The organism is Trichococcus sp., from assembly GCF_055118575.1.
The window spans coordinates 1-19,008 of record NZ_JBSQPW010000002.1 but is presented as its reverse complement, the minus strand read 5'-3'; the positions used below and the strand labels follow the sequence as shown (position 1 = coordinate 19,008).

At 48.6% G+C, this 19,008-nt stretch carries 13 protein-coding genes; 4 read left to right on the top strand and 9 right to left on the bottom strand.

Annotated features, from left to right (window positions below):
* Nucleotides 1-20 precede the first annotated feature (20 nt).
* The 5 genes from ACTCCX_RS00630 to ACTCCX_RS00610 all read right to left on the bottom strand — a co-directional run bounded on the left by ACTCCX_RS00630 (nt 21) and on the right by ACTCCX_RS00610 (nt 8,357).
* Nucleotides 21-989, bottom strand: coding sequence for a 3'-5' exoribonuclease YhaM family protein (locus ACTCCX_RS00630; RefSeq protein WP_068559883.1), 969 nt, complete (start codon nt 987-989; stop codon nt 21-23).
* 21 nt (nt 990-1,010) lie between these two features.
* Nucleotides 1,011-3,833 (bottom strand): ATP-binding protein, encoded by a 2,823-nt coding sequence (locus ACTCCX_RS00625; protein ID WP_463274252.1) that lies wholly within the window; start codon nt 3,831-3,833, stop codon nt 1,011-1,013.
* On the bottom strand, nt 3,814-5,073 hold the full coding sequence (locus tag ACTCCX_RS00620; protein WP_463274251.1) for a metallophosphoesterase family protein: 1,260 nt from the start codon (nt 5,071-5,073) through the stop codon (nt 3,814-3,816). Before ACTCCX_RS00620 ends, ACTCCX_RS00625 begins: the two co-directional genes overlap by 20 nt.
* Nucleotides 5,074-5,475: 402 nt before the next feature.
* Nucleotides 5,476-5,826, bottom strand: coding sequence for a YlbF/YmcA family competence regulator (locus tag ACTCCX_RS00615; RefSeq protein WP_068559877.1), 351 nt, complete (start codon nt 5,824-5,826; stop codon nt 5,476-5,478).
* Between the two features lie 449 nt (nt 5,827-6,275).
* On the bottom strand, nt 6,276-8,357 hold the full coding sequence (locus ACTCCX_RS00610; RefSeq protein WP_463274250.1) for a PBP1A family penicillin-binding protein: 2,082 nt from the start codon (nt 8,355-8,357) through the stop codon (nt 6,276-6,278).
* Between the two features lie 475 nt (nt 8,358-8,832).
* Here ACTCCX_RS00610 and ACTCCX_RS00605 point away from each other — a divergent pair, with 475 nt between their 5' ends.
* Nucleotides 8,833-10,203 carry a hemolysin family protein gene (locus ACTCCX_RS00605; RefSeq protein WP_068559869.1) on the top strand — a complete coding sequence of 457 codons (1,371 nt, stop codon included), beginning with the start codon at nt 8,833-8,835 and terminating at the stop codon, nt 10,201-10,203.
* Nucleotides 10,204-10,267: 64 nt separating this feature from the next.
* On the opposite strand, the gene ACTCCX_RS00600 is transcribed toward ACTCCX_RS00605, so the two are convergent.
* From ACTCCX_RS00600 to ACTCCX_RS00585, 4 genes are all read right to left on the bottom strand, one after another.
* Nucleotides 10,268-11,800 (bottom strand): phosphohexomutase domain-containing protein, encoded by a 1,533-nt coding sequence (locus ACTCCX_RS00600; RefSeq protein WP_463274249.1) that lies wholly within the window; start codon nt 11,798-11,800, stop codon nt 10,268-10,270.
* A gap of 126 nt (nt 11,801-11,926) precedes the next feature.
* Nucleotides 11,927-12,436, bottom strand: a complete 510-nt coding sequence (trmL, locus tag ACTCCX_RS00595) for a tRNA (uridine(34)/cytosine(34)/5-carboxymethylaminomethyluridine(34)-2'-O)-methyltransferase TrmL (RefSeq protein WP_068559865.1) — start codon at nt 12,434-12,436, stop codon at nt 11,927-11,929.
* A 26-nt stretch (nt 12,437-12,462) separates the two neighbouring features.
* Nucleotides 12,463-13,620 carry a tRNA epoxyqueuosine(34) reductase QueG gene (gene queG, locus ACTCCX_RS00590; RefSeq protein WP_463274248.1) on the bottom strand — a complete coding sequence of 386 codons (1,158 nt, stop codon included), beginning with the start codon at nt 13,618-13,620 and terminating at the stop codon, nt 12,463-12,465.
* A gap of 253 nt (nt 13,621-13,873) precedes the next feature.
* Nucleotides 13,874-14,731 carry a methyltransferase domain-containing protein gene (locus ACTCCX_RS00585; protein ID WP_068559860.1) on the bottom strand — a complete coding sequence of 286 codons (858 nt, stop codon included), beginning with the start codon at nt 14,729-14,731 and terminating at the stop codon, nt 13,874-13,876.
* A 215-nt stretch (nt 14,732-14,946) separates the two neighbouring features.
* On the opposite strand from ACTCCX_RS00585, the gene ACTCCX_RS00580 reads away from it, so the two are divergent.
* From ACTCCX_RS00580 to ACTCCX_RS00570, 3 genes are all read left to right on the top strand, one after another.
* On the top strand, nt 14,947-15,357 hold the full coding sequence (locus tag ACTCCX_RS00580; RefSeq protein ID WP_068559858.1) for an Hsp20/alpha crystallin family protein: 411 nt from the start codon (nt 14,947-14,949) through the stop codon (nt 15,355-15,357).
* A 149-nt stretch (nt 15,358-15,506) separates the two neighbouring features.
* A complete protein-coding gene (locus tag ACTCCX_RS00575; protein ID WP_463274247.1) occupies nt 15,507-15,983 on the top strand; it encodes an RrF2 family transcriptional regulator in 477 nt (158 codons plus the stop codon).
* A 19-nt stretch (nt 15,984-16,002) separates the two neighbouring features.
* Nucleotides 16,003-18,642: a YhgE/Pip family protein gene (locus tag ACTCCX_RS00570; protein WP_463274246.1), complete on the top strand. Its 2,640-nt coding sequence runs from the start codon at nt 16,003-16,005 to the stop codon at nt 18,640-18,642.
* The last annotated feature ends 366 nt before the right edge of the window (nt 18,643-19,008 follow it).

The window sequence follows — 19,008 nt, the reverse complement described above, 5'->3', positions numbered from 1 at the left end:
CGGTAACTTGCGTGTTTTTGTTATTGCCCTTCTTCAGAAGGTTGGACAAAGAGCGGCTTATAGAAGCTGCGGTTCTCCAACCCGAAAATGCGCTCGCTGAACGTTCCTGGCGTCGTGCGCAACAAAGCCGTATCGATCATATTGATGGAAGCATCCAAATTGTCCAGGTGATGGATAATTTCGGCTTCCAGGAGATGCGGCGTTACCGGCGAGCCGAATTCCTGTTTGCCGTGATGCGCCAGAACAATGTGTTTCAACAGGATGACTTCTTCACTGTCCTCATCGATGTTCAAAGACAGGCAGGCTTTGGTGATTTCTTCATCAATCAGGACGATGTGCCCGATCAGATTCCCTTTCAGGGTATACTCCGTCGACATACTACCACTCAACTCAATCGTTTTTCCGATGTCATGGAGAATCACGCCCCCGTACAACAAAGACTTATTGACTGATGGATAGTGTTGAATGACCGTTTTCGCCATCCGCAAAATCGATACCGTATGGAAACCCAGTCCGCCCACGATGGCATGATGATGACGCTTCGCAGCGGGATACTCGAAAAATTCCCGTTGATATTTTTTGAGTATATGCCGGACAATCCGGTTGATCGGCGCGCTCGTGATCTCAAACAAGATTTGGCTGACTTCTTCCACCATTTCTTCCGATTTCAACGGAGCACGTTCCATATAAAGTTCAGGTCGGCTTGGTTCCCCTTCCCTAGCGAGCCTTAGCTTTGTGATGCGCAGTTGGGGATTGTTCTGATACAGTTCCCGTTTGCCGGTTACGGCAACGACTTGACCAGCTTGGAATTGCTGGATGTCCTCCTCTTTTGCGTCCCAGTATTTCCCATCGATCTGACCGCTGCGGTCCTGGAAAGTAAAGGCAATGAATTTCTTGCCGTTTTTCGCCAGGCGGATATCCGCACTTTTGATCAGTACATAAATTTCAAAATTATCATCGATTTCATGTTCGTATATTTTTTTGGCCACCCCTGTCAGCCCCTTTCACTCCTATTTTAACATGTATACTTGTTTCTGTGAAAAACGTTGAACGCAAGCGTCATCGAATGTGAAAAAGAGTACCTGCACGTCTTCGCTCAGCTCCTCCAGCAAAGTAAACATGATGTTCTTCCTGTCCTCGTCGAAGTTCACAAAACCATCATCAATCAAGATCGGCATGCTGACGATATCGGCAGTGTTCTTCACAAACGCCAGCCGCAGCGCAATGTACAACTGTTCCACCGTCCCCTGCGACAATTCATTCGGGAAAAAGGTTGTTCCATCCTTACGCTGCACCTTCATACCGTTCTTTTGGAACGCGATGCCGGTGTATGCACCCTCCGTCAAACGACTGAAGAAGGTTATCGTATCGTCGAGCATCAGCGGCAGGCGATCCTCTTTTCCATACCGCAGTGCCCGTTCTATCCATTCTCCGGCAGTGACCAAGCCGGCCCACTCGACGGCAAGATCCCTCAGCTCGGTTTCGGCCAAAGCAAATTCCTGCAGCAAGGCGCTGTATGTCCCGCCTTCTTCCAATTGTTCCAGCTGATGCTTCAGTTCTACTTCCGTTCTTTGCAGTCTAGACAATTCTGCCTTCAGCTGCTGCATTTCCAGTTCATTCTTTTCGTAAAGGCCCGTACTTTTCTTCGCATCGCCGTATCGATCCAGAAGTTGCTCGCGGCCATTGACCTGTTCGTCCAGAAATTCCTTGCGCTTGAGATTTTGTTCTTGCTTCTCCTTCAGCGCCAGCAACTGGTAGAACTCGGCTTCGGTCTTTGCGTTGGCCTGATCCAAGAGCTGCTGCCGCTGTCGATGGGACTCAGCAAGGTCGCGTTGGATCAGTTCCAACTCTTGCTTCAGTTCGTTGATTTTATCCTGAACATTTGCAGCCATGCTTTCTTCCAAAACGACGGCATTCAGTATCTCGGGGAAGCGTGCGGCCATTTCAGTAACCGTCAGATGTTCAAAATGGAAACGGCTGCGGATGAACGCAGTCTGCTCGTTCCATTTATCCACAGCGAGACTCAGATCGTCCATTTCGGCTTCCTGTTTGATGATCAAGGTGGATTTCTCCGCCAACACGGCACCGGGATCCAATTGCAGGAGTTCCGGTGCCGTCATACGGGCCGGATAGCCTTTCTGCTGCAGGAAGATCTCCCATTCGGTTTTGAGCATCTTTCCGCGCTCTTCCAGCTCTTCACGGTCGTTCAAAAGCTCCAGGAATTTATCCTGCAACTCTTCGAGCTCCCTTGTTATTGCCGAGATCCTTTCGCGGACGGCAGCCTGCTTCAGAAATTGCTCCATCGTATTTTCGGGGGAGCCTTCTGGGGAGGCAACGTCCTTCGTTCGTGTCTGTTGTTTTCTTCTGGTCAGGATAGCACCACCGACAGCAAGCACAGCAGACAACGCCCAAGCAATTACCCTGAAATCCGCCAGCACAAAGGACAGGACCAGAAATACAGCTGCAGCCACAAACAACAGGCCGAGCGGACTTTTTTTCGTAACTGCAGGCGTAGGCCTCCTTTGGCTCGGCTGTTGCACATCGCTTTGCAGCGCCGCATAAGCATCATCAGCCAACTTCTCGTTTTGGAGACGCGTCTCTTCTTTCTGGAGCGTTTCCAGCTGGTCCTCATGGAAGCCGATGTTGTGGTCCAAACGCAGTAGTTGTTCTTCGATCTGTTTGAAGTCCTGGGCAAGCCGCTGCAGTCGGACGCGTTCTTCTTCCTTAAGCGGCTCCGGTGTGGGAAGGGCCAGATTCAACCCAAAGGCCATTTTTTGTTTGGCCAAATCGGCTTTGTTGTTGCTGACTTCATTTTCCAGATACGTGATCTTATTCAGATCCGCTTGCGTTTTGGCGACACTGTGCTGCAAAGCAGCAAAATCGGATTGGTGCTCTTTGTACCATTCCACGTGGACAAATTCGCCCAACTGTTTCTGCATTTGCGCTAATTTTTCCTGAAGCTGCGTCTGCGCTTGGATCGAAGTGGCCATTTTTTCCTGCTGGCTCTGCCATTGGTAGCGGGCATCTTCCGGCACTTCGCTGTAATCGACTGCCGTGATTTCCTTGTTCAGCCGTTTCCACTCCTGATAACTGTCCGCCAACCGTAAGCTCTCTGCGATTGCAGTTTGTTCCTGCTCCAGTTCCTGTTGACGGGCTAATAGTTCGGCCTGCTGTTTTTGACTATCCGACAAATGCAGCAGCGACGTTTCATAAGTCGCATTTTTCGCTTTTGCTTGCTGAAGCTTCCTTTGCAGTTTTTCAGCAGCCTGTATTTTCTTGTTCAATGGCGGGACGCTGCCTGTCGGTTTGAAACGTTTCGCCGCTTCGTCCCGGTATTCTTTCGCTAATTGCAGCAAGCGTTCACTCCCACTGGTGCCGATGCTCAGCAGATAATGATTGAGATCTTCTTTTTGAGTTTTTTTCAAGGAAAGCAAGCTGTCTATTTTGAATGTATAAAGGGACTCGAAAGTCTCCCTGTCCATCCCCAATAAAAACCGCCCGAGATTTTTTGTCGTCTGCTGCACGCCATCTGCCAGCGTAACGACTGCTTGCCCCTTATTGCGATCTTTCACCCGCTCCACGATGACATCACCGAACCGCGTGTCCGCCAAAAACAAGCGACCACCGTATGCTTGCGCTTGCTTCGGAACGTACAGATTCTGATCTTTCTTGCGGGCATTGGGGAACCCGAAGAGGATACTGTTGATGAAGGATGACAAGGTACTTTTGCCGGCTTCGTTTTTGCCGTGGAAGACCTGCAGATCCTGCACATCATCAAAGGTTCGGTTCACCCATTTTCCGTAGCCGTATATTTCAATCTTCCGTATCTTCACTGTCTTCCTCCTCAAACGCGACGGCCTGCACGATCCTCTTTTTGGCAGCCGCCAACGCTTCCTCTTTGAAGCTTCGGTCTTTTTTTAAATCAGGGAAAGTGGTCCTGATGAGCGGATGCTGGAAAAAGTTGTCCAGCTGTTGATAGAATACGTCATTTCCGCTGATTTCCGTCCAACTTTTCGAAAAACTTTCCTTCATGACCTGATCGAACGAAAACAGTTCTTTTTCCGTATCGACTGCTATTTTCAACTGGTACAGGTAAATGAAAGGCTGTTCCAACCTTTGTCGGACACCATCCAGTATCTCTTCGTCCTCGATTTTTTTGACGACATCGGGATGTAGCCCTTGGATGTCTGTAAACTGTAACGAAAACAGTACGCTCGATTCACTCATAGCACGATGCTGCTCCATACGTTCCTCGATGCGCGCAAGCACATCATTCAAAGTTTTACAGCCACGCAACGACATCATTTCTTTTTCCCAAACAATCGGCGCCGTTGGGAGAAAAGTCAATGTCGGTAACATTCCTTTCCGGAGTGTCACCAAATACGCACCTTTTGCTTCCGTCTCGTTCGGATTACGCCCTTGCGTATTTCCGCAATAGACGACAGGAGGAGCCTCCTGAAGCTGCTGTCTTTTGTGGATATGTCCCAAAGCCCAATAATCATAGTTTTTCGTGTTCAATTCGCCTAAAGAAAACGGCGCATAGACACCTTCGGAAGAGTTCAACCCTTCGAGGTAGCCGTGCAGCATCCCGATGTGGTAATCCACTGTATGATTCCGGTTCGGATAATCGACAATCATCCGCTCTTCAACCCATCTGGACGGGTAACTGAAGCCGGTGATAGCCACCCGCTCTCCTGCTTTCGTAGTCAAAATTTCGGTGGTGACCTCTTTTTCGAAGACAGTTACGTTTCCGGGAAGCTGCAGTTTAAGCGACTCCCTTCCGAGGAAATCGTGGTTCCCATGCGACAAATAAACCGGGATACCCGCCCGATCCAGACGTCCCAATTCATCCCTCAGAAAAGCCTGCGCCTTCACACTCTGATTCTCCTCATCGTAGATATCCCCGCTGATCAGGAAAAAATCGACTTCTGCCGAGATGGCTTGCGTCACCAATTCCCGAAAAGAAGCAAAAGTGGACTGGTAAATCGCATCAAAAAGTTGCGGTTCCAGCTGTTTGATTCCTTTAAAAGGGCTATCCAGATGGAGATCCGCTGTATGGATAAATGTAATCACAAGCTGTCCTTCTCTCTGCATTCTATGCTAAATCTGTTAAATAAGAAAAGCTGAACGGGTTCGTTCAGCCCGGAAAGAAATTTAGGAAATCTGTCCGACTGAGCATCGAAGAGCGCAATAGGACAGATTTATCTAATTTCCGAAGGGCTTACCCGTGAAGCTAGCCATCTATATTGGATGCATGAAATATTTTGCAATCCTGTGAAAAACCTACGGTGACGCACTTTTGATTCTAAAAATTTTTATATGATCCTAGAAGCATCAAAAAAGCTGCGCCATTTCTTCCAAATAGCGGATGAAGACGTTGGATGGCATTGATCGGCAATGCGTTGAATCCTGTCCTTGTCTATCATCCGGCCATTCTTTCGGAAATGGTCACAGCTTGTCGTCAAAAATTAAGTCTTAATCTTGTGCAGGCGCGTATAGTTCTTGCAACGGTTTTGTGATGATGGCATTGATTTCTTCCATCAATTGGCTCAACTGTTGCTCTTTAGCCATCAAAGATTGGATAACTTCGTTGCCGGATGCTCTTTCAGCGATGGTCTGAGCAGAAGCCACATCGTCATCAGTGATCGCTTCGCCAGTCATTTGTTTTTGTTGCAGTCCTATTTGCACATTACGGAACTCCTCAAACAATTCAAACGCAACTTGATCTTCTCTCATTGCAGTATAAGCTGCAGACAACTCCGTAAAAACAGAAGCCTCACGCAGATTTTTTTCCAACTCATAAGCTGTATCATAAATATTACTCATTATCTCATTCCTTCCATTCGCATATTACATAAACTATAACATTATCCGAACAATAAAGCCATCAAAAAACACGAAAATATGTTCGGAAAATAGAGCGTGATGATTCGCGCTTAGATACCCGTGCGTTGGAGCATCCAGCTGCCGTTCACCTCTTTTGTGGACGACAGCTGGGTGTGAAACGTTAGTGGTATCTGCGAATCAGATCGCGTTTACGGAGAGCGTGAGAAAAGTCGTTTTTGCAGAGCGTGATGAATCCCGGATAGAAATCGAGCACTAAGAGGACTATTACGAGAACGACCGCTCTTTGTCCGATTCTTCCGCCTTATCGGACAACACGCAGGTCATTCGCTCTCCACTTGTCCGATTCCCTACAATTATCGGACTCTCTTTCAACAAGCATGTAAAAAAAAGACAAGCCGTCACAGCCTGTCTTCCCCTTAAATCAATTCTTACTGCCCGAAAGCCTCGTTGGCCCAATCGAACAATTTTTTTGAACCCTCACCTAGGCTTTGACCGAACGAACCCATGTCATTCATGAACTCATCCAAGCCATTTTTCAGCCCATTAATGATGCCGCTATCATAGGTTTCTTCGGCAGCAGCGACGGCAAATTCTGTCTGCGGGCTGATCGACAGCAAAGCCCCCATCTCGGCACTGTATAAATTTGCCATCGTCTTGCCGGCATTGTTAAGATTATACATTTCATTGGTTTTATCATATCCCAACCAGGTAGTAACAACAAGATCCGGTGTGTATCCTACCATCCATTGTGACTTGATGTAGCCTGTTTCCCGATCAAGCTCCGTCGTTCCGGTCTTGCCGGCGATCACCATGCCGTTCGATGGTTGCGCCGATGCCCCAGTACCGCCATCTGCATACACGCCCATCAGCATGCTTGTCATTTCTTCCGCAACCGCGGCGGTCGTAACCCGGTTCGTCTTCGGCTTGGTATTGTCAACGATCACCGCTCCGGTCGCATCGACAATCTTCGTGATGAAACGTGCTTGCGTGCGCACCCCTTCATTCACGAAAGTCGTATAGGCACTGGCCAGTTGCACCGGTGTCACGCCCTTGCTCATCCCACCGAGCGCAATAGCGCCCAAATTCTCATCCGCTTCGCCGATCGAGATTCCGAAATCTTCCAGTTTGGAGATTCCTCTTTGGATACCCAGTTTATCCAACAGCCATACTGCAGAGGTGTTCTTGCTCTCGGCAATCGCCTGGTACATCGGTAAAGTGTCATACAAGCTGTTCCGGTCATAGTTCGAAACAGAATAAGCATCATCACCGTAAGTCAAGGAATCATCGTCCATCACTTCCGCATCGACTGCGTATCCGGCCTCAAGAGCCGGTGTATAGACGGACAATGGTTTGATGGTCGAACCAGGCGCCATTGGCATCTGCGTTGCACGGTTATAGGTCCGGAAACCTTCATATTTTGTCGCTCCGACAACCGCGAGTACATCCCCGGTTGCCGGTTCCATAGCCACAGAGGCACTCTGTACAAGAGTCCCATCTTCCGCGGTCGGCAGATAGGCATTCGCATAGGCATTATCCATCTGAATCTGATAATCCTGATCCAGACCGGTGTAGATTTTGTAGCCCCGGTTCAGCAGATCCTCTTCATCCAAGCCGTAGGTATTGACGGCCTCGTCGATGACCGCATCGAAATAGTAGGGATAGTTGTAACTGCTGTTTGCGTAATAGGTACCCACCACATTGATGTCTTCAGCCATTGCCGTATCAGCGGTAGCTTGATCGATGAACGCGTTGTCCGCCAACAGTTGCAGAACCGTGTTCCTTCTAGCAATGCTCGCTTCTTTATTGTCGATTGGATTGTAGTAACTCGGCGACTTCAGGATTCCAGCCAGAATCGCTGCTTCCGACAAGCTGACTTCGCTCGCCGGTTTTCCGAAGTATTTCTGCGAGGCATCCTCGACACCCCACACCCCGGAACCAAAGTAAGCGTTATTCAGGTACATCTCAAGGATTTCATCCTTCGTGTATTTACTTTCGATTTCGAATGCCAAAAACAGCTCTTTGGCTTTGCGGATCAATGTCTGATCCAATGTCAAGTAGGCATTTTTTGCCAACTGTTGGGTAAGCGTCGAACCCCCACCGACAATATTTCCGCCGTTCAGCACGAAACCTACAGCGGCACGGCCGATTCCGATCGGGTCAACACCGGTGTGCTTATAGAAGCGTTTATCCTCAGTTGAAACGACGGCAGTCTGGATATTCGGAGAAATCTGATCGATCGTCACGAATGTCCCTTTCTGCGAATAGAGTTCCCCGGCTTCATTGCCATAGCGATCGTAGATGACAGTTGTCTGTTCCAGACCTGCCTTGAGATTTTCGACATTGGCGGTCTTAGCCAAAAATACTAGATAAGTGCTGCTGATCAATGTCCCGATCAACAAAAACAAGATGATAAACTTGTTGATCCGGTATTTCCGCCAGAGGTTCTTGCGTTTCTCATTGAAACGGGCCCATCCGGCTTTCAAGATTTCTTTAAATGGTTTATTTTGCATTTTTTGATCCTTCTTCATTTAATACATCCCCCAGCTTGCTGCAATGCCTTTGCGGTGCGCGTGGCAGTGGAGACACAACCTAAGCTTTTCACATGAAAGCACATTGCAATAACAGATTCCGTATCATAGTAACAGGAATCGCTCAAATAAGAAACCCACTTAAGTCGCAGAAATGCTCCCGTATTGCAATTTCTCTATTTTGATTTATAATTTTAGCATAAGTATCGTTTTGAATTAACCGAATTTTGCTTAAATAATTATTAAGGTAGGTGGCACCAGTGGGACAGAACGCATCAGATGACAACCATCTGTAGACCAAAAGAATTTTCGAAAACGCGTATTTTCAGGGATTCTTTTGGTCGCTTTCATTTGTTTCAGCGTGAAACCAGAGATCTCGTGAAGAAATTTCCTATTCAGGATCATTATTTCACAGGAGGTGAAGTCTGCTCTCTATAAAGGAAGCAGGCAATCAATTATGTCAATTACAACCGGTTTACTATTATTTTTCCTCATTCTTTTCATTGCTTCTTTTTTCGTTGTGTCCGAATATGTGCTCGTGAGGATCCGTCCTTCCCGGCTGGATTTCCTGGTTGAAGAAGGAAATCCGCAAGCAAAATTATTAAAAAATATGACCGTTAAACTCGACAGCTATCTTTCAGCGACGCAACTGGGGGTTACGATTACATCTCTTGCCCTTGGTTGGTTAGGGGACCCTACCTTTAAGCGCCTGTTCGATACGCTTTTCGGTAACTTGCCGATTCCCGATGCAATCGCGACCATCCTGTCCTTCGTTGTTTCCTTCGCTGTTTTGACTTCCATCCAAGTCATCATCGGTGAACTCGTTCCCAAAAACGTTGCCTTGAGCCGCACGGAGAAAATGGGATTGCGTATCGCAAGACCGTTGAATATTTGGTACCGCTTGATGTTTCCCTTGATTTTTGTGCTGAACAAGACGGCCAACGGCATTTCCAAAGCGATCGGGATGAAAACGATCGGCGAATCGGACGACAATGTGTCCGAAGAAGAACTGCGCTTGATCATGAGTCAAAGCTTGAAGAGCGGTGAAATCAATCGTGAAGAGTATCAATTCGTGGAAAATGTTTTCAACTTCGATGAGCGGATGGCGCGCGAAATCATGGTTCCGCGTACAGAAATCGTAGCGGTCGACTTCGACATGTCACTGAGCGATATCGCAAATGTCGTCCAGCAGGAAAAGTATACCCGCTATCCGGTCATGCGCGAGGACAAAGACTCGATCGTAGGCGTCATCAACACTAAAGAAGTATTTGCCGCCTTTGTCGAAGCAGTCCAAAACAAGGACGAAAGCAAATTCACCGTCACCGATTTCGTTCGCCCGGTCATCACGGTCATCGAAACGATTCCGATCAAGGAACTTTTGGTGAAGATGCAGAAGGAACACAACCAAGTCGCCATTCTGATCGACGAGTACGGCGGCACAAGCGGCCTCGTTTCGATGGAGGACATCGTGGAGGAAATCGTCGGCGACATCAGCGATGATTTCGAGACGAAAGATCAACCTGAATTCATCATGCTTGGCGAAAACCATTATCGCATCAGCGCCCGCATGTTGATCGACGATGTCAACGACCTCTTCGGCTTGGACATCGACAACGAAAACGTGGATACGATGGGCGGCTGGTTGCTCGACCAAAAGTATGACGTCAAGGAAGGCGAAGAAATCGAATACCACGGCTACCGCTTCAAGGCGATCCAAAAAGAAAAAAATTCAATCATTGTCATCGACATTTTCACGACAAAGAAAATGAAGAACCAAGTCGAATCTGCAGATTCGGAAGAAAATGAAGAACCCGAAGTAACCGAATAAGCAAAAAAAACTTTGTGACCAGGCTTTTGAACGCCTGTCGCAAAGTTTTTTTTGATGAGATTTCTTAATGAAGATGCCCTGTATCCAACTCCGGACGCCCTTTGAAGAAAGGCAGCACGGTCTGTGCGATCAACGGCAGTTTGCCGACTGCATCGCTTTCGATTGTCCATACCAACAACGGTTCATGAAGGCTCAACCGCAGGATGAACCAGCCTTCCCCGTACTGGCCACTCAGATTCACGCGCACGCCCTCAAGATGATCTGCAACCAATGCCATGTCCTCGGTCGCAGCGATGAAAGCCGCAAAATCCTTAATGATGGCATTACCCACTTCAAAAATCGGTTCTTCGATGATCGTAAAGCGATACTCCATCGTTTCCGCCGGTTGGCCAAGTGTCGCGATCAAATCACCCAAGCGTTTTCCTTCCGTTGACAACTGCGCATCTGCGATCAGCAGCTTTGCAATCAGGTAGGCACCGTCATCCAGGAAATAATTTTCTTTCAGCGCCGCATGTCCGCTCGTTTCAATCGCCAACACTGCATTGATGCCCGCTTCATTCAATTCGATGCCGCGATTGATGACATTCCGGTAGCCGGTCAGATAACGGTCCTGAACCCCGCCAAGTCCCGTGATGAATGTATCAAGATGGGAAGAAGTCGCGGAATTTGTTACGATTGTCGCACTTGGCTCTGCATTCAACAACACCGCCGAAATCAACGCAATCAGATTGTTGCGGTTGAACGCTTTTCCGTCGCTGTCGACGATCGCGGAACGGTCCACATCCGTGTCGAAGATGATCCCAAGATCGGCCTTGTTTGCGATCACCGCATCCTGGATGCTCTTCATTGCCGCTTTGTTGTCCGGATTCGGGACGTGATTCGGGAAAGTGCCGTCCGGATCCAGGAATTGGCTACCGGAAGTGTCGGCCCCCAAAGGCTGCAGCACCCGTTCCACAAAGAATCCGCCCGCTCCGTTACCGGCGTCCACGATGATGTGGCGTCCAGTCAATGGTTTCTCAGGATTTTCCGCTGAAGCGATGCCTTTGCGGATTTTTTCCTGGAGATCGGCTGCATAAGTCGAAAGTAGATCCATCTCGGTCACAACTGCGGTTTGTTCTTCTTCAGCGAATGCTTCCGGTATTTCGTAGGCGTATTCCAAAATTGCCTCGATGTCCTCGTGCTCCGCTCCACCTGTTTTAGTGAAGAATTTCAGTCCATTGTATTCAAAAGGAAGATGGCTGGCGGTGATCATGATCGCTGCATCCGTCGCGTAATCTTTGTACTGCGTCGACATGAACATCGCCGGTGTAGTGGAAAGGCCCACATCGACGATTTCGATGGCAAAAGGCGCCATCCCAGCCATCAGTGCAGTTTTGATGTCTCCTCCGGATAAGCGGCTATCCTGTCCGATCGCAATTTTGACTTTCTTTTCGCTGTTCAGATTGATATTTTTATCTTTTTGCAACCACTCCACGAAACCGTAACCGATACGCGTCACTTTGTCCGCCGTAAGCGTCGCTTCCTGTTTTTCCGTCGAAATCGCAATCCCGCGGACATCCGATCCATTCTGTAAGGCCAATAATGCAGCTTTATCCATTATTCCATCCCCTTTTCAATTTTACGTTACATCCATTATACCTAGTCACTGGAAATAAAAAAAGAACGGCCGAAGCTTTTTCGCTTTTGGCCATTCTTTTTGTGAAATTATCAACTGGGTGAGGCTTTAGCCCTTCAATTTATCGTTCTCATACGTGTGAGTCAATTCCAGATTCGGGAATCCTTGCTGACGCAACGCCTCGTAGACCACCATGCAGGCTGTGTTCGAAAGGTTCAGGGAGCGTACATGCTCATCGTTCATCGGAATGCGCAGGCATTTTTCAGCGTTTTCCTGCATGAAAGATTCAGGTAGGCCCGTCGTCTCTTTGCCGAAGATGAAGAAGATGTCCTCGTCCTTCGTGAAGTCGGCCTCGCTGTAGATGCGGTCGGCGAACTTGGTGATCAGATAGAGCTGGCGATCGCCCAAATAGTCGAGAAAAGCCGCCAGATCCGCATGATGGATGATGTTCACGTCATGCCAATAATCAAGCCCGGCACGTTTCAGCTGCTTATCATCGGTTGAAAAGCCCAAAGGTTCGATCAGATGTAAAGTTGTATTGGTTGCAGCACAAGTGCGCGCGATATTGCCTGTATTCGCAGGGATCTGCGGTTCAAATAGTACGATATGGTTGGTCATAAGTGAGACTCCTTTATTCTGTTAGATTAATCTGCTTCTTTGATATCAAGTATTTTCAGATAAGCCTTCTCCATTTCGGCTTTGGTTTCTTCGTCCGTTTCGATTATAAGTCGTTCGGAGAAAAAAGCCAACAATTCCGGATTGGCTTCGCGCACAATTTCCGCGATGGCCCAAGCAGCCGTCCCGCGCAGAACCGGCCGGGGATCCTGCTCAACCATCCGCAGCAGTTCCGGAATCGCCGTCCGGTCGCGGTAATTCGCCAAGGCGATGACAGCGTTGCGCTGCAGCGGTTTTTTGCCGCGCCATGAGCCTGCCAGATGACCGAACTGCTCCTTGAATTCCCGATTCGAAATCGTCAACATCGGTTGCAACACGGGCGTGACGCTTGCTGGTTCAGGCTCCATTTCGGGATGTAAATGATGATCCATACCGCGGTTATACGGGCAGACTTGCTGGCAGATATCACATCCGTAAATGACATGGCCAATTTTTTGGCGGTATTCTTCCGGCATGTACCCTTTTGTCTGCGTCTGGTAGGAAAGGCAAATGTTCGGGTTCAGTTGGCCGTTTCCGAGGATCGCTCCGGTCGGACAGAAGTCCACGCAACGCGTGCACTCCCCGCAGCCGAAGACACCCGGGTCATCCGCAGGAAAAGGGATATCAGTGATGATCTCCCCCAAATAGACGTAAGATCCGAACTCGCGCGTAATCAACAGCCCGTTGCGGCCGATGAATCCCAATCCGGCCCGCTGTGCCACCACGGTATCAATCAGCTCTCCCGTGTCCACCATCGGCTTGAAGCGGGCTTCCGGAATTTTTTCCTGGATGAAGACAATCAAGCGGTCCATCCTATCGCGGAGGATGACATGGTAATCGGTCCCCCAGGAAGCGCGCGAAAAATTACCACGACGTTCGCCGCGCGTCCGCTCCGCCTTTTCGGTCATTCTGCTCGGGTAAGCCAACGCAATCGAAAGGATTGCTTGCGGGTTATCGAATATCCGGTCCGGATAGATCCGTTCCTCCAGAACCGGGTGCTCAAAACCGACAGTGTGGCCCTTTGAATGTTGTTCCTTCAGACTTTCCAACATATATTCAAAAGGTTCGGCAGTCGTGAAACCCAGTTTATCGATACCCAACTTTTTGCTTTCTTCTATTATTTCAGCCTTCAATGCGGCAAAATTCATTTTTTCATGCTCCTGACAGTCAGTATTTTTTTACCGTTCGGCGCCTTCGTTCGGTCCGAAAAAGATTGCGAAAATACGCACAAAAAAACGTATCGTTTCGGTGTCAGGCACGGCGAATGCGATACGTTGGTCAAGGTCATTTTGTGGAACAAAACGATAATAATGGCTACAAAATGATATACGTATTATAGCATATCACACCGCTGTGTCAATATTTTTCGGAAACTTGGGCTATGTTCCGGTTACGCCAAAATCAGACAGCTTTGCTGGCGACCAAAAGTGTGACTGCCACAGTGACAGAATTCAACGGATTTGCCGATGCATTTGCTAGTGATTCTTCAGATGCGCCCCATGATAGTGGCGTCATCTCCATCAACCAGCCATAGCTTTTAGCATCAAGATCCACGGTATAGATGACTTCTTCACTGACAGCATCCGGATAAATATCGTAGAATCGGTCAACCACTTGTTGATTGTCGTACTCTCTTTTTGTCGTATCCAAGGCATACAACTGCTCCCGCAACTCGATCAAATACTGTGCATTCGGCACAACTTTGATGACCTTACCGTCTGGTTTCAAAACACGGTCGAATTCCTGGTACTGCGATGGTGAGAAGATGTTCAAGATGACATCAAAGGCACTTTCTGCAAAAGGTGAATGCGCCAGATCGGCCACGCACCAGAAGGCATCCGGGAAAAAGTTGCTGGCCGCCAACTGGATCGCATCCTTCGAAATATCAAATCCAATTTTTGTCCCCTTCAAGCCTTTTTCGGTCAAATAATGCAGATGCGATCCTTCCCCGCAACCGACATCCAGAACCGCCGCCGTCTCCGGCTTGTCGATATGGGCATAGACGGCATCCAGCAACGGATGGAAAAAGCCGGTGTCCGCCAAATTTTTCCGGCTCGACAGCATCTCTTTGCCGTATTCATTCTGGCCGCCCTTCATCAACAGATGCAGTGTTCCCTTTTTTGATACATCAAAATGATGTCCATTTGCGCAGACGAGGCTATGCCCCTCCACCGTCTCAAATTTCCCTTTGCAGATAGGACACTGGAAAAGATTCCGATGCTGTTTCAGATAAAGACTGCCCGCTTCAATTTTTTTCATAAATACTACCCTTTCTCGGTCTCTCTCGTTCACGCGGTGTGAGGCGTTCACTGTCTCAAAACTCCTTTAACAGTTTACCATAGAACCCGTTTGGAATCAGCTTTTGCTTCATTTCCGCTGTTTGGAACCGGAATCATTTCAGTGGAATTCCGATGCACGTAAGTTTATACTGAGGGTGAATAAAAGCTTCAATTAAAAGAAAGGAGATTTTTCAAATGTCAAATGAGTTACGCAAAAGCAACAGTTTCTTCGACCTGCTGTCGGACACCGGATCGATGTTCCAAAATCGTTTTTTCCAGGAAATAAAATTGGACGTACATGAAACCGAGGACAACTATCAAGTGACAGCCGATCTGCCGGGCTACGCCAAAGAGGATATCACTGTGGATTATGACAACGACATTCTCTCCATTTCAGCCGTCCGCAAATCGGAAAAAGTCGAACAAGACGATAAAGGGCAAATCATCCGCCAAGAACGTTCTTCGGGTTCCGTACACAGGGAAATTTATTTGAAAGGCATCAACGACGAAGATATTACAGCTACTTTGACGGAGGGCGTCTTGAACTTGGTGCTTCCTAAAAAAGAGCCTACTCCTCCAACTAAACGCAAAATTGAAATATTCTGATAATTAAGGAAAAGACCGAGCAAACCGCCTTTTTGGCTTGCTCGGTTATTTTTTTGCATCACAATCATAAACTTTTTCTTGAACAATTCTTTATTGAGCGATAAAATACATCCATGGATAAAATATATCTACGAAAGAAGGCGAAAATAATGAAAATGAAAGGCGGCGTGGAACAAGCCATTTGCATACTGATCATGTTAGCGACTCAAATCGATAGACGCCCGATCAAGAGCGCTATCCTAAGCAGGCGTCTGTCAGTTTCCGATTCCTATCTCAAGAAAGTGATGCGCTCCCTTGTCGTTTCAGGCTTAGTCGATTCAGAGTCAGGCAAAGATGGCGGATTCCGATTGAACCGGATGCCGGAAGAAATCACAATGCTGCATATCTATGAAGCAATCGAAGGAACCCACAGCTTTGTCCGCCCCACCAATCTGGCCGAAAAGGTGTTCTTGCGAGCGGATAAAATCAAGAACAAAAAGAAGGAAGTCCTCTTAGTATTCTTCGATGCAGAGCAGCAATTCAAAGCCCGCTTGCAGAAATATACACTTGATTCCCTCTTGGTCGAAGGATCGGACAGGGTCGAAAACGTAGATTGGGAAGCCATCATCCTGTCTGCAGAAATTTAAATGAAGGAAGTGCACGATCTTGTTGAAGCAAGAATGGAAATCTGTTTTAAAATCGAAAAAAATATTAATCATCCTGTTCGGGATCAGCCTAATCCCTTCCCTTTACACCGTACTCTTCCTCAGTTCCATGTGGGATCCTTACGGTAAACTGGCCGAACTGCCGGTCGCTGTCGTGAACCAGGATAAGGCAGTCAATTATAATGAAGAAACATTGGCTGTGGGCGACTCGCTTGTCGCCGGCTTAGAGGAATCCGATTCCTTGGATTTCGATTTCGTCTCTCAGGAAGAAGCGGAAGCCGGACTGGCTGACGGCAGCTACTACATGGTACTCACTATCCCGGATGATTTTTCTAAAAATGCGACTACCTTGTTGGATGAATCGCCGAAACAAATGGAATTAACTTATCGGACCAGTGCAGGCAGAAGCTATATCGCTTCAAAACTGACGGCTTCTGCCGCCAAAGAAATCAAGGATACCATCTCAGATGAGGTGACGGCCATCTACGCGGAAACCATCTTTGATAAACTTCAGACGGTCGCAGACGGCATGCAAACGGCAGCGGATGGTAGCGCACAGCTCAGTGACGGCACCACCCAGATTAAGCAAGGCAACGAAAGTTTGAGCGAAAATCTCCACGTGCTTGCGGACAGTTCCCTAACTTTCAGGGATGGTGTCGATACATTGGCTGTCGGCCTACAGACCTATCTCGATGGTGTCGGCCAACTGGATGCGGGCGCCTTGGCATTGAACGAAGGCGTGGGTACCTTGACTGCCGCAATGCCGGATCTGGAAGCCGGTGTCAGCCGACTGACTGACGGCGCGGTTTCTGCGGCTGCCGGCAGCACATCGCTAAGCAATGGTCTTTCCAGCTTGGCCACAAACAGCCTCACATTATCGACAGGCATGAACAATTTGAACAACGGCATGAACCAATTGGCAGCTGGCAGCGCCGCCTTGACCGACGGCTTGACCGCACTGAACTCGAATCTCACGAGTGCTGAACAACAAGCCAAACTTGCTGCGCTGCAGGGCGGACTCGACCAAATAAAAACCGGCATCGAAACACTCGACAGCCAGCTGCAGCAATCTGCACTATCAGGAGACTTGACTGCCGTATTGTCCCAGCTGAATAGTCTCAGCACCACCCTTTCGTCGTCCCAATCAGAATTGAACACCATCATCGCTGCCGCGGATCCCGCCAGCAACACAGCTGCCATCATGGCTGCAATCGCCCAAAGCGGAACCGAATTGACAGCCGAGCAGGAAGCGGCTGTCAACCAAGCTGTCTCAGCGCAAATGGCGATCATTGCGAATGAACAATCCAGTTCCATACAGACGATCACAAATGATCTCTCCGCACTTTCCAGTTTGAACGGTATTGATGCTTCAGCGATCACACAACAAGTGACAGCACTCCAAAACAGCATCAGCGGCCTGTCGGCAGGCTATGCCACTGTTTACGGCGGCGCGACAACCCTCGTTTCCGGATACGGCCAGATTGGTGCAACCACCCAAGCCCTGCTTACCGGTGGCAAATCGCTCCAGGCTGCCATCGGAAGCGCTCAAAGCGGCTCCCAAAAACTTGCTGACGGCCTGTCCCAACTCAGCAACGGTTCCGAACAATTGGCTCAAGGTGGAAAGAGCCTGAGCGAAGGCAATACCCAAGTAAGTGCAGGCTTGCAGACTCTGAATGAGCAGACCGGCCCCCTGGCAGCAGGCGCTGAAAAACTCAAGGACGGAACAGAGGCACTTGCCAACGGTACGACGGAGCTTGTCGAAAAAGGCAGTCTACTGACCGATGGTATCAGTCAACTTGCAGCCGGCGCTGAAAAAATCAGTGACGGCTCCGGCCAATTGGCGGATGGATCAAGCCAGCTGAATACCGGCCTGATCAGTTTGCTTAGCGGCACGAATGAACTCGGCGCCAAACTGTCGGATGGCAGCGCTGCTCTGAATGAAGTCGATGCCACGGAAAGCACCTATGCCATGATGGCTGAACCGGTCATCACGAACCAGATCGAAACGGCTCCGGTCGCCAACAATGGCACCGCGATGGCACCCTATATGATGTCCGTTGCGCTCTTCGTCGGCGCCATCAGTCTGAACTTAATGTACGACATCTTCACTCCTCGGAATTATCCGAAAAATGGCCGCAGTTGGTGGGCCAGCAAAATCTCAGTCCTTTCTGCTGTCGGCATCTGCCAATCCCTCATCATGGTCACACTACTGGTGAAGGTGAACGGTTTGGCGCCGTCGTCGATCGATAAGACGCTGTTGGTCACCCTTTTGACTGCGTTCGTCTCGATATCGATCGTCATGCTCTTCAATCTGTTGTTTGATAAAGTCGGCTCCTTCCTGATGCTGATTTTCCTCATCCTGCAGCTATCAGGATCCGGCGGCACTTATCCGATTCAGCTGTCCAACAGCTTCTTCGAGGCGATCCATCCCTACCTGCCGATGACGTATTCGATCGATGCCTACCGCCAGCTGTTCGGCATCGGCGGCAGCATCTCCATGGATCTATTCATCCTGTTGGGGATCCTAGTTGCCTTCAATCTGCTGATCATCGTTTTCTACGCGATCAAACGGAAACAGTTGCGGAAGCAAGATTTCAAGATCGACGAAAAATCAGCCTCTATGGAAACCCAAACTGCTTAAAAACTCTATGAATGCCAAAACACGCACACCGGTATAGGCTGTGCGTGTTTTCTTTGTCCTTTTCCGGGTGCGTGCAGCACGGCGGACGCTGCTGTTGCGCCAGCTCCGGTGAACAGCGGCTTCGCCGAAGTTCAGCTAATATTCTGAGTTGCCAACTCCGATGAGGAGACCTTCGCCGGAGTTGCGGCTAAAAGTTACCCTCGTACTCCGGTGTGCAGCCCTTCGCCGGAGCTGAGAACCATTTACTTTTTATCCATCTGAAAATTTTGGAAAATTGTAAAATGAAATGCATAAGGAAATAAACAAAAAAAATCATGTAGATACGATATACTTGTTAGCAACCAAACCAAAAGTATAAGGGGTATC

Coding starts and splice junctions, on each gene's coding strand:
- queG (WP_463274248.1), bottom strand. CDS start 13,620: ATGAATTTTGCCGCATTGAAGGCTGAAATAATAGAAGAAAGCAAAAAG.
- ACTCCX_RS00610 (WP_463274250.1), bottom strand. CDS start 8,357: ATGCAAAATAAACCATTTAAAGAAATCTTGAAAGCCGGATGGGCCCGT.
- ACTCCX_RS00580 (WP_068559858.1), top strand. CDS start 14,947: ATGTCAAATGAGTTACGCAAAAGCAACAGTTTCTTCGACCTGCTGTCG.
- ACTCCX_RS00585 (WP_068559860.1), bottom strand. CDS start 14,731: ATGAAAAAAATTGAAGCGGGCAGTCTTTATCTGAAACAGCATCGGAAT.
- ACTCCX_RS00605 (WP_068559869.1), top strand. CDS start 8,833: ATGTCAATTACAACCGGTTTACTATTATTTTTCCTCATTCTTTTCATT.
- ACTCCX_RS00575 (WP_463274247.1), top strand. CDS start 15,507: ATGAAAATGAAAGGCGGCGTGGAACAAGCCATTTGCATACTGATCATG.
- ACTCCX_RS00615 (WP_068559877.1), bottom strand. CDS start 5,826: ATGAGTAATATTTATGATACAGCTTATGAGTTGGAAAAAAATCTGCGT.
- ACTCCX_RS00600 (WP_463274249.1), bottom strand. CDS start 11,800: ATGGATAAAGCTGCATTATTGGCCTTACAGAATGGATCGGATGTCCGC.
- trmL (WP_068559865.1), bottom strand. CDS start 12,436: ATGACCAACCATATCGTACTATTTGAACCGCAGATCCCTGCGAATACA.